Raw genomic sequence first — 14,243 nt, forward strand, 5'->3', positions numbered from 1 at the left:
TGCTGTGCCCTTACGACAGATGTGGTTCAAATACTTGAATTCTGCTGTAAGTTCGGAAATTAGTTATGCTGACTACAGTCATTGCACCCCACCCCCAACCCCCTAAGAGCAAGCCAGGAAGGGACTATGATGTACCTTATATGATTAGGAAACGCTATATACGGACATAATATGAAGAATAGTTTAAAATCTGTAACATATAACCAGGTTGATCTAATTACTCAGGTTGACAATAAACACCTAAGTAGACTTGACTAAGTTAGAAATCGCTATGAGCAATTCCTCTGGTGCTACAGGTTTAACGATGTGCTGTTGAAACCCTGCTTTTAGTGCGTACTGCTGATTGATTTCCCCTGCATAAGCAGTTAGAGCGATCGCAGGAATTTGTTTTACCCCCAGTTCTGCTTCTAGAGTCCGCACCTGTTGCATCAACATATAGCCGTTCATCTCTGGCATTCCAATATCGCTAAGTAAGATATCTGGCTTTGACTGTGTTAGCGCTTGTAATGCTTCATCTCCTGATGCTACTGCGGTGACGATCGCGCCAAACTCTTCCAGCACAAAGCTGAAAAATTCGCGGGTATCATCATTGTCATCCACAATCAGCACTTGTAAACCCATGAGGGGAGAAGAAGGAAAAACGGCGGTTGCAGAATCAGTCTTTGTGTCATCGTTGATTGTTGCACCGTCCTTGATTAGCGGCAACTTAACTGTGAAGATCGCTCCCTGTTCTTCGCCAGGACTTTCGGCTGAAACTGTTCCCCCGTGCATCTCGATTAAGTGACGAGCGATCGCTAAACCTAACCCTAATCCACCAAACCTTCTAGTTGTTGTACTATCACCCTGACGGAAATAGTCAAACATATAAGGTAAAAAGTCAGGGTGAATGCCCTTACCTGTATCGCTGACACTAATCTGCGCTTCAGCGTCGATGCGCTCCAATCGCACATTTACTTTTCCCCCAGTCTCAGTAAACTTGACGGCATTCGATAGAAGGTTCCAGAAAACTTGCTGTAAGCGGGCTGAATCACCTAAAACTGTCCCCACACTTGGATCGAGCATCGTCTGAATCGCAATGGTTTTAGCTTCTGCTGCCAAATGCACTGTTTCCATTGCGGCTTCAATGGTGGATACCAGATCGACTGGGATCATATTGAGGTTGAGTTTGCCTTGGAGGATGCGAGAAACATCTAGTAAGTCTTCAATTAGTTGAGCTTGTAATTTGGCATTGCGCTCAATAGTTTTCAGGGCTTTCTGGAGCGATGGCTGATCAAATTTACCGCTCTGCAAGAGTTTTGCCCAACCGAGAATCGGATTCAGCGGCGATCGCAATTCGTGGGAAAGTACCGCCAAAAACTCATCTTTGATTCGGTTCGCAGCCTCAGCTTCCGCCCTGGCTCTTTGCTCAAGTTGCAAAAGGCGATCGCGTTCTGATTCGGTGCGTTTGCGATCGGTGATGTCAGTTAGCATCGCGATCGCACCTAAGCACTCACTCTGTTCATTCAAAATCGCTGTCGCAGAAATTAGTGTCCAGATGTACGAACCATCCTGGCAGCGCAATCGCCTTTCTTTAAGATCCCTCCCTTCTCCCTTGAACCACTCCAGTTTCTCTTCAGCTGCTATATCATCAGACCGATCCATAAAATCAAATATAGAACGACCGAGTATTTCTTCTGCCGGATAACCCAACATCTGAGACATCCGCTGATTCACAAACTCTGTTCGGGCTTCAGAGTCAATCATCCAGATTCCCTCATAAGAGGTATCAACAATTCTGCGATACCTAGCTTCACTCTTCTGTAAAGACTCCTCTGCTTGCTTGCGCTCACGCCGCTCCTTGGCTTCCCGCAATGCCCGTTGCACTGAGGGAACTAACCGCCCTAGTCGTTGCTTCAAGACATAATCGGTTGCACCGTTCTTCAAAGCTTCGATCGCTAATTCTTCACCCAACGCGGCAGAAACAAAGATAAAAGGAACCTCTGGAGTGCGATTTCGGGCAATTTCCAAAGCCAAAATTCCATCAAAAGATGGCAGGGCATAATCGGCAAGAATTAAATCGAAAGCCTCTGTTTCCAGAGCCGCTACGAAGTCAGCACCTGTTTCGACTCGGATCAGTTCGCAATCAATTTCCCCTTCGATTAGCATCGCTTGGGCTAGCTCTGCATCTAACAGGCTGTCTTCTAAAAGCAGGAAACGGAGGACATTCATCAGTTGCTCTCCTGTTGAGGATGAGGGGCTGGAGGTAAAGCACCAACGGGAGGCTGATTGATCACTGCCCAAAACAGTCCAACACCCTTAATAGAATCGACAAAATCATGGTAATCTACTGGCTTAACAACATAAGCATTAACCCCTAACTCGTAGCAGCGAACTAAATCTGGTTCCTCACGGGAAGAAGTCAGTACCACCACTGGGATCACTCGCATTACTGGGTCAGATTTGAGTTGTGCTAAAACTTCTAACCCATCGATTTTAGGTAGTTTCAAATCGAGCAGCACTACAACAGGATACCCTTCCATTCGCAACCGAAACAACCCCCGGCGATAAAGATAATCTAGTGCTTCTTCTCCATCACGTACCACCACCACTTCGTTGGCGAGATGGTTTTCCGATAAGGCAGCTAGGATTAACTCTGCATCGTTGGCACTGTCTTCAATTAGCAGAATTCGCTTGAGTTCTTTCATTCACTTTCCTTCTTTGACAATTTAGGCAGCGAGAAATAAAAGGTGGCGCCACTGTCAACTACAGCCTCTGCCCAAACTCGACCATTATGCCGATGAATAATGCGTTGCACGTTTGCCAATCCAACACCAGTGCCTTCAAATTTTGGGTCGCTATGCAGACGTTGAAATACTCCGAATAGCTTGTGGACATATTGCATATTAAAGCCGACGCCGTTATCTTGGACAAAAAAGACAACTTCGTTTTGATCATCAGTACTCCCAACGGTGATTTCTGCTGGGTTTTGAGTCTGGGTATATTTTACGGCATTGCCCATCAGGTTGCGAAGCACGAGCCGCAGCATGGAGGGGTCGCCCTGCACTTCTGGCAGTGACTCAATCTGCCAATGAATTGTGCGTCCTTGGCTTTCTGTGATCAAATCGCGTTTTACCTCTTGTACTAATTCCTCCATATTGAGGTTGATGTAGCGCATTTCGGTGCGCCCCATGCGAGAAAATGTCAGCAACTCATCGATCAGTATTCCTGCCTGTTTTGCAGTTTCGGCAATTATTTTCAAATAGCGCTGACTCGTTTGATCTAAGCTGGTTGAGCTATGCCGCTTCTGAAGCAATTCTATAAATCCGGCGATGTGGCGCAATGGTGCCCGCAAGTCGTGAGAGACTGAATAAGAAAAAGATTCGAGTTCTTTATTGGCAGCTTCGAGTTGGACAGTGCGCTCTTGAATCCGTTGCTCTAGCATTTCATTGAGTTGTTGCAGGGCGGCTTCGGCAACTTTGCGATCGTGAATGTCGCTGGCGATGCCCACCCACTTGATAATCTCTCCGACTGGATCTCGAAATGGTAAACCCCGGACAATATGCCAACGATAGCTACCATCAGAAACTTGACGAAAGCGAATTTCTACTTCGTAGTTTATCCCGTTAGCAACAGCCAGCATCGAAGTTTTAAAGACGCGATCGCGGTCTTCGGGGTGAATGGCATAAATCCAGCCATAGCCAGAGGTCTGCTCCATTGTCAATCCGGTGTAGTCTAACCAATATTGATTGCAATAACTAATACCACCATCGCGATCGCCCATCCAAATAGCCTGTGGCGACACTTCTGTTAAAATTCGGTATCGCTCTTCACTATCACGTAGCGCTTTTTCTGTCAACTTGCGATCGTGGATATCAACACAGGAGCCGATATAGCCGAGAAACTCCCCCGTTGCTGCAAACCGAGGTACACCAGTATCCAAAAGCCAACGATATTCGCAATCATTGCGTCTGAGCCGATATTCCATTGTAAATTTTTTTCGGGCATCAAAGCCATTGATGTATGTGTTTAAGCAACGCTGAAAATCATCCGGATGAACACCTTCAGCCCACCCATTGCCCATCTCTTGCTCTAGAGTCCGCCCGGTAAAATCTAGCCAGTGTTTATTAAAGTAGTTACAAAGTTTGTCAGTGCCGGACATCCAAATCAGTACGGGAGCGGTGTCTGCCATCTGACGAAAGCGGGCTTCACTTTCACGCAACGCTGCTTCTGCCTGATCGCGTTCGCGTAGCGCAGCTTGCTGTTCGCGTAGTGCAGCTTGTTGTTTGCTAATATCAGTGATCAACGCCGCATAGCCATCAACGATTCCCTGTTTATTAAACTGGGGAACGTAAATGGCATTAATGTAGCGTGTTCCACCATCTTTATAAGGAATTTCACTTTCAAAAGTAACCTGCTCTCCTACTAGTACTTGTTCCACATAAGGACGAAGCATTTGATATGCGGATTCACCCAATACTTCCCAAAGATGTTTCCCATAAACTTCTGCTGCTGGATGCCCAAACCACTCTTCATAAGCTCGGTTATTGAAGCGGTAGCGTTGTTCTGAATCTACAAAGGAAATTAGAACTGGTAGCGTATCTGTAATTAAATGAAGTTCTGTTTCTCGTTGCCGCAGTGCTTCTTCATTGGACTCTGTTAAGCGACCAAACTTTACCTCACTGTCACGTAGTGATTTCAGACTTGCCTCAGCTTGCCGTTGGGCTATGCGGCGTGATTCGTTAAGCCAGCTGATTAACCCTGCTGTTAGCATGAACACGACTAAAGGGATTACAATATTCAGATTTGTAATATTCAGCGAATAAAGTGGCTTCAAAAAGAAGTAGTTGATTGCCAAAGTAGACAAAGCGGTTGCAAGTAACCCTGGTCCTAAGCCACCGTACCAGGCACTCACCATCACCGCAGCAAAAAAAAGCGCCCCAGGCGTTGGAGTGAGATATGGGTTAAGTAGCAGGGTTGTCCGCAGGGCTAAGATAACGCATAGGAAAGCAACACCATAGTGCAGCAGTTGCTCCCGGATGAATGCGCCCTTGTCTCTACCGCCAGCTAAGAGGTTTTGGGGTTCAGATACTCTTGCCTTACGACTCATAACCCTACTCTGCTTCTGGGAAATACTGATTTAGAAGGCTTTTGCGGGGTTCACCCATCTTCGGTAACATTTCTTCTATTAGTTTTAGCGCTATGCGTGAAGGCACTGTATGCCCATTCTCCCAACGGTTGACTGTTTTAAAGGAAACTCCTACTTTAGCAGCAAACTGTTTCTGAGAAAGATTGAGCTGTTGACGAAGTTCCCGAATTAAATCTAAAATTTCCAGCCGCTTTGTTACAGACATCTCTGTATTTTATCCCCATAGGATAATTGGCATAGGACAGGTGTCTTATTCATTGTCTCTTAATTAGGGAATATTTTCTCTGTTTTCGTCTCTAACAGAACCGTTGGAGTTCAAAGGTTCAACGGTGAAGCTCAGAGGTTCGGCGATGAAGCTCAGAGGTTCAACGATGAAGCTCAAAGGTTCAACGGTGAAGCTCAGAGGTTCGGCGGTGAAGCTCAAAGGTTCGGCGATGAAGCTCAAAGGTTCAACGATGAAGCTCAAAGGTTCAACGATGAAGCTAAAAGGTTCGACGATGAAGCTAAAAGGTTCGGCGATGAAGCTCAAAGGTTCAACGATGAAGCTAAAAGGTTCAAGTTTCAGTATCTAAGGGTGAAACTTGAGCTTTCCAATGTTCGGGTAGTTGAAGATTTTCTGGTAGGATGGTTGTGCGATCGCCTTTTGCCAATTCAATCTGCTGCTGTTCTATGTTTTCGGCTCCCCTGAGGATTGCCCCTTGCAAGTTTGCTTCCTTAAGGATTGCCGATTGCAGGTTGCTACTTCTGCATTTCTCAAAGCAGCTTCAGCACTCTTATTTGCAGCCTCAGCACTTTTATCCATAGCTTCTGCCCGCTTGGCTGCATAGAACGCATTGATTAATACTGCAAATCCACCGAAAATTGCCCCAAGAGTTGTTAAGGCTTTAGTTCCATAATCTAGCCTTTGCTCTGTTTCCAAACCTTTAGGATTCAAAAATGCAAAATCAGAAAATAAAAATATCGCGATAACGAAAACTAAAAAGACGATAAATATAACAGCTATAATTATTAACCAACCTTTAAGTGTGTCTGTGTTGTTATCAGACATAGCTTTAGTCTTCCTCATCTCCAGAATTATTATGGAGACTTTTGGTAAAAAACTATAGCATTAAGTAAAACTGGTAGAATACGCCCAAATAACGAATGATGCTGTGATAACTTAACTAGACTGCCGCCAATGTGTCGGTGCTTCGATATAATCAGGTAGGCGAGTAGTGCGATCGCCAAGTGCCTCTCTAATCTGCTTTAACTCTAAGTTTTTCGCTCCTGTCAAAATAGTCCCTTCCAGTTTGACATCACTGAGATTAGCTTCTGAAAAGTTAGCTCCCATCAGGTTTGCCTGAGTCAGGTTAGCTTGATAAAAGGTTGCCCTATAAAGGTTTGCTCCAATAAGATTAGCCTGATACAGGTCAGCTTCCGTTAAGCTGGCTTCTGAGAGGTTGGCAAAATATACTTCTGTTTGATGGAGTTTGGCTGCATTCAAATTAGCCCCAGAAAGGTTAGCTCCATTTAAGTTCGCCCCACAGAGGTTAGCACCAATCAAACCCGTTTGGTGCAGGTTGGCTTTACCCAATTTTGCTCCTTGCAAGTTAGCTAAAAACAACTTTGCTCCAGAGAGGTTAGCGAGTTTTAAGGTGGCTTGTTGCAAGTTAGCTTTATAAAGGTTCGCCCCCTGTAAATTAGCTGCACGCAGACTTGCACCAGAGAGGTTGGCTGAACGTAGGTTTGCTCCAGAGAAGTTGGTACGATTGAGGTTAGCCCAACAAAGGTTGGCTCCAGATAAACTAGCTTTTTGTAATTTGGTTTCATAGAGAATAGACCTAATAAGTTTAGCGCCACTCAGGTCTGCTCCACTCAAATCTGCCCCACGCAGGTCAGCCCCACTCAAGTCAGCCCCACGCAGGTCTGCTTGTTGCAGGTTAGTTTTTAGCAGGTCTGCTTGTCTAATGTCGGTGTTACGTAAATCAAGTTTCTGATCTTTTGGGTCTTCGAGTAAATTACGCCTGCCGATAACAGTAAGGGCTGCTTGAATATCGGTGCGTATTTTTGGGAATTCTTCATGGAGATTTTGATCTACCTGCGGTGTCGGACGCGACCCGCCTCTACGCCTACTTGAGTAAACTGCTCCTTGATATTCCGGCTTTTGTTGCTCCCCTTTTACGTGCTGGATAGGTGCATTTTCTCGCACAAAGGCAGTGAGGATTTCCATGATTGTCCAGTGTTCTTTAGGAAAATCCTGAGCAACCCTTTCTAATGCATAAATTGCGCCTGTCCGGGTTTCAACCTTTTCATGGCCAAGCTGGGCAATTGCCCCCATAAAGCGCTCTGCAATCAATCTGTCTTGATTGAGTTTTGCATTTTGCAGGCCAATTTCTAAGTTTTTCTCAGATGCGATCGCACTCTTCTGCATCACTTGGACACGCTTGGCTGCATAATAAGTATTAAACATTGCTGCCGATGCGAGAAAAACTATTGCAGTAGTGGTTAATGCTTGGTTTCTATACTGAATTTTTTCTGGAATTGACAATTCTTTAATACTGGACAAGACAAAGAAAATTACAGTCAATGAGAAACCAAATATAACTGTTATAGCGATCAACCAATTCAACAGAGCGTCTGTCTTTTTAGAAGACATGGTAAAAATTTTCCTTACAACCTAGAATTATTACTTAGATGTTGGGGAAAAATAGTATAGCATTTAGCAGAAAATTATAATAGGTGTCAAGACACTCATTGAACTAAGGAATGATATCGAATATACTTTTACACTGCGACATCAATAAACCACCGATTCCAAATCAATGAAACGCTTGCGGTACAAGAATTGCGAATTACGCTGAAAATAGGGAATTGGGAGTAGGGAGTGGAGTTCTGAGAGTTTAATAAGTAATCAAGCAGACATGATATTACTCAGAGAATTTGGTTTCTCTGAAGTTTGCCCCATCAAGTATGGCATCATTGAGAATTGCCCCATGCAACCCAGCTAGATATAAACTGGCACGATGCAGGTTAGCTCCAGAAAAGTTAGCTTTCTCTAGGTTGGCTGCACTGAGGATTGCTCCTTCTAAGTTGGCTAGATATAAATTAGCTCCTTCTAGGTTAGCTGCACTAAGTATTGCCCCCGCTAGATTAGCTTCTCTGAGATTTGCCCCAGCAAGATTAGCTTGATAGAGATTTGTCTGTTGTAGATTCGCCCCATTCAAGTTTGCTCCTCTCATGTCTGTGAAGCTCAAATCAAGTTGCTCATTTTCTGGATCTTTGTTTACATCTCTTCTGGCGATAACAGTCAATGCTGCTTGAATATCTACACGAACTTTTGTAGACAGGTTGCTCGTTACTTTCTCTTGGGGCATATAAGGAGCATTTTTTCGGACAAAATTACTCAGAATGTCTATGATGATCCAGTGGTACTGTGGATAATTATGGGCAATTTGCTCTAAATCATTAATTACAGCTACACTGCTTTCTATAGTGTTATTTCCTAGCTGTTCACTTGCTATACTTAAGCGTCGTTTTGGCGACTGATACTGATTTTTTTTAACTTGTTCCTGGAAAGCAGGTATCCACAGGAATATTTTTGATAGCTGAATGTGATTTTTTGATAAAATATTTTTCATTGCATGATCAGCATTAATAATTACTGAAAATATCCTCAATTACCCAGATTATTTTTGAAGAACTTATTCGCGTCTGCTATTGTTTCATGCATAAGACCTCTTGCAAAAGTCCCCTAACACCGCACCCCCAACCCCTCCCCGCTCTTTGGGAGGGGAGACTTTGACGTAAGTCAAAGGCGGGGTGGGGTTCTTTTTTTGATTTATGCAAGAAGTCTATAGTCAATATTTGAATATCCTCATGCAACAAACAAAATGCAAAATATAACTGTTGAGTAAGTAGAGATGAGCATACATACTCTTGCCGTTCCCAATCATCAGTTATACTCACTAGTCTTTAGTCTTCCCTGACAATTAACTCACATCATGATGATTTTGATTTCTTCTTAATCAGTGATTAACTAAAAATGGGTATTTAAATGCAGCAAAATATACAGCCAATAGTGAAAAACCTGGTGTTGATTGGTAGCGGTCACAGCCATACTATTGTTATGAAAATGTTCGGAATGAAACCGTTAACAGGAGTACGTTTGACGCTGATTACCACAGCATCAGAGACAGCCTACTCAGGGATGTTACCAGGACACATTGCCGGATTTTACAGCCACAATGAATCCCATATTGACTTGCGACCCTTGGCGAACTTTGCTCAAGCACAATTGTATATTGACACAGTAGTTGCCCTAGACTTGAAAAACAACAAAGTTCTTTGTGCTGACGGACTTGCGGTAGATTTTGATGTGCTGTCTATAGATATTGGCAGCACTCCGGCTACAATATCTGTATCAGGTGCGGCAGAATATGCGATCGCAGCTAAACCAGTATCGCAGCTATTAGAGCATTGACATGAATTAATTGAAGCTGTAGGTAAAAATCCTCAAGAACCAATTAAGATTGCGGAAAGCAGGTGGAGGCGCTCAACAAACGTGCGAGTCGATGCAACAAACGTGCAGGTCAAGAGACTTGTGTGTACATCGTAAGCTTGCGGGGACGGGAGACAAAGCACAGCCTTGGCGGGGTGGGGTTCATCGAAGCTGTTCAATTAGCTCACTAATTTGTTCGTAATACTGAATATTTCCTTCTTGGTAATACAAGTCTGCGGATTTCTGAAAATCTGTAATTGCTCCCTGAGAGTCTCCCAGATTGCGGTAGACATCTGCCCGAAGGATGTAAGCTGAAGCCCAATTAGGCTGACGCTGTAAGGCTTGGTTCAAGTCTGCAAGCGCTTCTTGTAAGTCTCCCAACAGAGAACGGCTACGACCCCGATTGTACCAGTCTTCGGCAAAGCTGGGGTCGATGGCGATCGCTCGACTATAATCTTCTATTGCCCCTTGATAATCTTCTAGGGCATAGCGAGCATTAGCGCGATCGCTGTAAAATGCAGCAGATTGGGGATTTATTTGCAAAGCTTGGGTGTAATCTGCGATCGCACTTTCATAAGCTTCTAAAGCATAGCGGGTAGAACCTCGGTTGTAATATGCTTCAATTAAATTAGGATTAATTTGTAATGCTTTGTCGTAATCTGCGATCGCTCCCTGTTCATCTCCTAAAAGACGACGAGCATTCCCCCGATTGCAGTACGCTTGAGAAAAATCAGGAACAAGCTCTATGGCTTGAGTATTATCATCAATTGCTCCCTGTAAATCTTGCAGGGCTTCACGAGCAATACCCCGACCATAATAAGCTGCGGCTAAGTTATCATTAATCTGCAATGCTCGATCATAATCTTTAATTGCGCCTTTATGATCTCCTAAAGAACGACGAGCCGCCGCGCGATCGCAATATCCTTCTGCTAAATTGGGATTGAGTTGTAAGAGGCGATTGCTATCTTCAATTGCACCTTGATAATCTCCCAATCGGCGACGAGCATTAGCCCGAAAGCCGTATACTAAAGCTAGAGTCGGATTTTCTTGTAATGCTTGGTCATAATCTGCGATCGCACCCTGATAATCTTCAAGAGTACTACGAACCAGACCCCGCTCACAATAAGCTTGCACATCATCAGGATTCAGCTTCAATGCTTCGTTAAAGTCTTCAATTGCTCCATGATAGTTTTTGAGGTGAGCAAGCACAAGACCCCGATTATAGTACGCTCCGGCAAAGCTGGGGTTGATTTTTAGGGCGTGGTTGTAATCTGCGATCGCACTTTCATAATCTGCTAAAGCGTAGTGGGCATTACCTCGGTTATGATAAGCTTCCGCCAAGTTAGGATCTAATTGTAATGCTTGGTTATGGTCAGCGATCGCTTCCTGATAATTGCCTAAAATCTGGTGAATATTACCGCGATTACTGTAAGCTGCGGCAAAATGGGGATGCCATTGTAAAGCTTGCTGAAAATCTGCGATCGCTCCTTGATGATCGCCAGCTTCAAAACGAGTCACACCCCGATTATGATAAGCGTTGGCAATATCAATATTGATATTATCAGCTAATTGGGTACTCATTTCTATAGTTTGAATATAATCTGCGATCGCTTTGTCGTAGTTTTCCAAAGCAAAGTAGGCATTTCCCCGACTGTGGTAAGATTGGGCTAAATTCGGATCTACTTGTAATGCTGCGTTATGATCGGCGATCGCACCTTCATAATCGGCTAAAAAATAATGAGCATTAGCCCGGTTGTAATAGGCTAAGGCAAAATTGGGATTGATTTCGATGGCGCGGTTGTAATCTGCGATCGCAGTGCGATAATCTTTGAGTTGACCACTTAAAATCAGCCCGCGATTATGGTAAGCTTCGGCATAGTCAGCATTTAGCTTGATTGCTTGGGTGTAAGCTGCGATCGCAGCTTGATAGTCCCCTTGCAAATTGTGGTTTAATCCTTGCTTGAAAAAATCTTCAGTATTCATCTAATTTTTTTGGCTTTTGACATTCTCTAGCCTAAAGCATCAGGATTCTTAACGATATGTTTTGAAAATCATTCCAACTAGTGTTGTGTCTGTTGCTATAATTTTATATTTAAATTCCGCGAATGGATTTCATTTATAGCGTTTCCTGATCACATGAGGTACATCATATAGCAATGCGATTTGATTCCTGAATTTAGTTGCGGAGGGAACAGGGAACAGGGAACAGGGAACAGGAAAGAAGGGAACAGGAAAGAAGGGAATAGATGTCTACTGAGTTTTTTTCAAAAATCAAATACGAGTCCTATAGTCCCCTCCTCGCTTGCGGGGAGGGGGTTGGGGGTGGGGTTCTTGTACCCCACTTAAGCGAGAACCGCTATATTTGAAAGTTTGCTGTTGTTATCGGAAAGTGCATATTGATTTTTGTTTCAATCCTGCGAACTGGTTTCATTTATTTTAAAGATCAATTCGTCTGTCCAGTCGTAATTATTTGGTTGTTTCAATCCCGTTGTTGCGAATCATTTATTTGAAAGCCCGCCACTCAGAAACTAAATATAGAGCCATTCCCAGCAGCATTTTTGGCAGGTCTAATTTAAAAGTCCGTTTCCGGGATTCATTAGTCAGATATACATTCATACGTAAAACGCTGAAACTCTTGAATTGTCAAGGTTCTGTCTATTTGGCGAAAGGTGAGGGTTTTCGTGAGATAACTAAAAGCCCAGTTATGAAATGACTGGGCTTTTTTTTAACAATTGTCTGTCAGGGAGCGATCACTCTCTTTTCGTCACTTGAATGGGGGCGATGGCTTGGTTTTCCTCTCTACGAGACACTCGCTCCTCAAGTCTCACAAATATTGCACGGCGCTAAACATTACTTAAGTTTAGGGTGCGCCTTCTGACGTAAGCGTTGCGATCGCGATGGTGGACTAAATAATCATAATTATGTACGTATAATTAGTTATAATTCCCAGAGTCATTGCACTCCACCCGCGAGGTGCTTCTCCCAGGGGGAGACGCTGCGCGAACAAGTCGGGAAACCCGCTGTTAGCACCTGGCTCTTTGGGCTTCTTCGGGTTTAATAATTAATCAAGCGGACATGATATTAGGTATTCAATCCACCATTGTTGAGTTGAGTTACTAATGACCGATGCAGTTAAACCTTGACTCGTCCTCGGAGTCAGCTTTGCTCCTGATCAACTTTTTCGATGTCATCAGGTGTACCAGTGGCAGAAATTTTTGATGTGCCAGATTTACCTGCACCGGAGTTACCACCAGAAGCACCAGCACCCCCTGAGTGTTTAGAATCCGTGTTGCCTTGTTCTTCTTGGAGCTGTTCAAGCCGGTTTTTTTCTTGAGCTTTATCTTTTTGGTCAGCCATATCTTATTTACATTTTTCGTGTAGCGATCGCTTTTAACTTTAACATTTTCCCGATTCTGGCGACATAACTAAACAAATGCTTTTAATTGGAGCTTCTAGACTGCGTTGCCGCAATAGCTTACTCCCTTTAAGACTCGCTTGTTGATTTTTGGGTTATGAGATTGCCCAAATCCCTTTGCACACATCGTTGTAGTGCCTCGAAATTTACGTGTTGGTAGACGCGATTGTGAACATAATTGGTGGAGCGATGAGCAAAAGCGCAAACAGAATGTATTGATTTGGTCAGTTTTAAAACAACATAGCCACAAAAGTTCTCTGATAACATTCAACATTCATTCTTCTGTGATTTGCATGACAAAAGGCTCTCTCTAGCGAGGGCGATAATGCCTAATAGTAAGACAACATCAGCATTAAAGCGTGAATACAAAACTTCTCATTTCTCCTCAATCACTCACGCTTTTGTTAGCCCAAAAGTCATCCAAGACTGTCATAATTGATACGCGGACTCCCGAAGAATATGCTATTTCTCATATTCCTCAATCCATAAATATTAGAGCTTTTTTCACCTATCTTTTAGACAATTCCTACCCAGCAGGATTAAAGAAATTACAAGAGTATTTTGCACAAATTTTGAGTGGGGTAGGAATATCTGGTGCAGAATGGTTAATTGTTTATGAAGATACTTTAAATAAAGGTTATGGTCAATCTTGTCGAGCAGCTTTCTTACTGAAATATTTGGGTTGCGCTCAGGTATCTATCTTACACGGAGGATATAGAGCATGGCTCAAGGCAGGATTACCTACTACTGATGAAGTACCATTACGTGAAAGCAGCATCTTTAGATTGCATCCCAACGCTGACATGATGGTGACTACCGCCGAGATGTTGCAAGCAATTGACAATCGAGCAATTATTAAATTAGATGTGCGCGACAGCGAGGAATGGCTTGGGTTGAGTTCTTCTCCCTATGCTGTTGATTTTTGTCCTCGCAAAGGTAGAATCCCTAACACTATATGGTTAGAATGGCATCGTTTGATGAATTCCGAATCGCAAATACCCATGTTCCGATCGCCAGATGAAATCCGAGAAATTTGTCAATCTGTAGGTATTACTTTAGAGTCCATTGTGTACATTTACTGCTTTAAAGGTTCAAGGGCTGCCAATACATTGATCGCCCTCGCAGAGGCAGGGATTTCTGCCAGAAATTATTTTGGCTCTTGGAATGAATGGTCTCGTGACTTATCACTACCCATTGATAGCAGAGTAATCTGAAGAAGGTAATTC

Annotated in this window: 12 protein-coding genes and 1 pseudogene; 2 read left to right on the forward strand and 11 right to left on the reverse strand. The window is 43.6% G+C overall.

Annotated elements, in window-relative coordinates:
- Positions 1-240: 240 nt before the first annotated feature.
- The 9 genes from V7K62_RS06375 to V7K62_RS06415 all read right to left on the reverse strand — a co-directional run bounded on the left by V7K62_RS06375 (position 241) and on the right by V7K62_RS06415 (position 8,742).
- Positions 241-2,208, reverse strand: a complete 1,968-nt coding sequence (locus V7K62_RS06375) for a hybrid sensor histidine kinase/response regulator (protein ID WP_334862794.1) — start codon at positions 2,206-2,208, stop codon at positions 241-243.
- Positions 2,208-2,684 (reverse strand): response regulator, encoded by a 477-nt coding sequence (locus V7K62_RS06380; RefSeq protein ID WP_181931095.1) that lies wholly within the window; start codon positions 2,682-2,684, stop codon positions 2,208-2,210. Before V7K62_RS06380 ends, V7K62_RS06375 begins: the two co-directional genes overlap by 1 nt.
- On the reverse strand, positions 2,681-5,086 hold the full coding sequence (locus tag V7K62_RS06385) for a PAS domain S-box protein (RefSeq protein ID WP_334862797.1): 2,406 nt from the start codon (positions 5,084-5,086) through the stop codon (positions 2,681-2,683). The genes V7K62_RS06380 and V7K62_RS06385 overlap by 4 nt, the downstream gene beginning before the upstream one ends.
- Before the next feature lie 4 nt (positions 5,087-5,090).
- On the reverse strand, positions 5,091-5,330 hold the full coding sequence (locus tag V7K62_RS06390) for a helix-turn-helix domain-containing protein (RefSeq protein ID WP_334862799.1): 240 nt from the start codon (positions 5,328-5,330) through the stop codon (positions 5,091-5,093).
- 63 nt (positions 5,331-5,393) lie between these two features.
- Positions 5,394-5,654, reverse strand: coding sequence for a hypothetical protein (locus V7K62_RS06395; RefSeq protein ID WP_334862801.1), 261 nt, complete (start codon positions 5,652-5,654; stop codon positions 5,394-5,396).
- A 25-nt stretch (positions 5,655-5,679) separates the two neighbouring features.
- Positions 5,680-5,859: a hypothetical protein gene (locus V7K62_RS06400; protein WP_442937231.1), complete on the reverse strand. Its 180-nt coding sequence runs from the start codon at positions 5,857-5,859 to the stop codon at positions 5,680-5,682.
- Positions 5,793-6,173, reverse strand: coding sequence for a hypothetical protein (locus V7K62_RS06405; protein ID WP_334862805.1), 381 nt, complete (start codon positions 6,171-6,173; stop codon positions 5,793-5,795). Before V7K62_RS06405 ends, V7K62_RS06400 begins: the two co-directional genes overlap by 67 nt.
- Before the next feature lie 111 nt (positions 6,174-6,284).
- Positions 6,285-7,760 (reverse strand): pentapeptide repeat-containing protein, encoded by a 1,476-nt coding sequence (locus V7K62_RS06410; protein ID WP_334862807.1) that lies wholly within the window; start codon positions 7,758-7,760, stop codon positions 6,285-6,287.
- Positions 7,761-8,031: 271 nt separating this feature from the next.
- Positions 8,032-8,742: a pentapeptide repeat-containing protein gene (locus tag V7K62_RS06415; RefSeq protein ID WP_334862809.1), complete on the reverse strand. Its 711-nt coding sequence runs from the start codon at positions 8,740-8,742 to the stop codon at positions 8,032-8,034.
- Positions 8,743-9,158: 416 nt separating this feature from the next.
- On the opposite strand from V7K62_RS06415, the pseudogene V7K62_RS06420 reads away from it, so the two are divergent.
- Positions 9,159-9,581, forward strand: a pseudogene (locus V7K62_RS06420) (FAD-dependent oxidoreductase); the annotation flags it as partial.
- A 183-nt stretch (positions 9,582-9,764) separates the two neighbouring features.
- Here V7K62_RS06420 and V7K62_RS06425 read toward each other — a convergent pair.
- Positions 9,765-11,585, reverse strand: coding sequence for a tetratricopeptide repeat protein (locus tag V7K62_RS06425; protein WP_334862813.1), 1,821 nt, complete (start codon positions 11,583-11,585; stop codon positions 9,765-9,767).
- Between the two features lie 1,173 nt (positions 11,586-12,758).
- A complete protein-coding gene (locus V7K62_RS06430; RefSeq protein WP_334862815.1) occupies positions 12,759-12,959 on the reverse strand; it encodes a hypothetical protein in 201 nt (66 codons plus the stop codon).
- A gap of 417 nt (positions 12,960-13,376) precedes the next feature.
- Here V7K62_RS06430 and V7K62_RS06435 point away from each other — a divergent pair, with 417 nt between their 5' ends.
- Positions 13,377-14,231, forward strand: coding sequence for a sulfurtransferase (locus V7K62_RS06435; RefSeq protein ID WP_334862817.1), 855 nt, complete (start codon positions 13,377-13,379; stop codon positions 14,229-14,231).
- Positions 14,232-14,243: the final 12 nt, after the last annotated feature.

The sequence above is a fragment of the Nostoc sp. genome (genome assembly GCF_036917935.1).
GTDB lineage: Bacteria > Cyanobacteriota > Cyanobacteriia > Cyanobacteriales > Nostocaceae > Nostoc.

Coding starts and splice junctions, on each gene's coding strand:
- V7K62_RS06430 (WP_334862815.1), bottom strand. CDS start 12,959: ATGGCTGACCAAAAAGATAAAGCTCAAGAAAAAAACCGGCTTGAACAG.
- V7K62_RS06375 (WP_334862794.1), bottom strand. CDS start 2,208: ATGAATGTCCTCCGTTTCCTGCTTTTAGAAGACAGCCTGTTAGATGCA.
- V7K62_RS06390 (WP_334862799.1), bottom strand. CDS start 5,330: ATGTCTGTAACAAAGCGGCTGGAAATTTTAGATTTAATTCGGGAACTT.
- V7K62_RS06425 (WP_334862813.1), bottom strand. CDS start 11,585: ATGAATACTGAAGATTTTTTCAAGCAAGGATTAAACCACAATTTGCAA.
- V7K62_RS06405 (WP_334862805.1), bottom strand. CDS start 6,173: ATGTCTGATAACAACACAGACACACTTAAAGGTTGGTTAATAATTATA.
- V7K62_RS06410 (WP_334862807.1), bottom strand. CDS start 7,760: ATGTCTTCTAAAAAGACAGACGCTCTGTTGAATTGGTTGATCGCTATA.
- V7K62_RS06380 (WP_181931095.1), bottom strand. CDS start 2,684: ATGAAAGAACTCAAGCGAATTCTGCTAATTGAAGACAGTGCCAACGAT.
- V7K62_RS06385 (WP_334862797.1), bottom strand. CDS start 5,086: ATGAGTCGTAAGGCAAGAGTATCTGAACCCCAAAACCTCTTAGCTGGC.
- V7K62_RS06415 (WP_334862809.1), bottom strand. CDS start 8,742: ATGAAAAATATTTTATCAAAAAATCACATTCAGCTATCAAAAATATTC.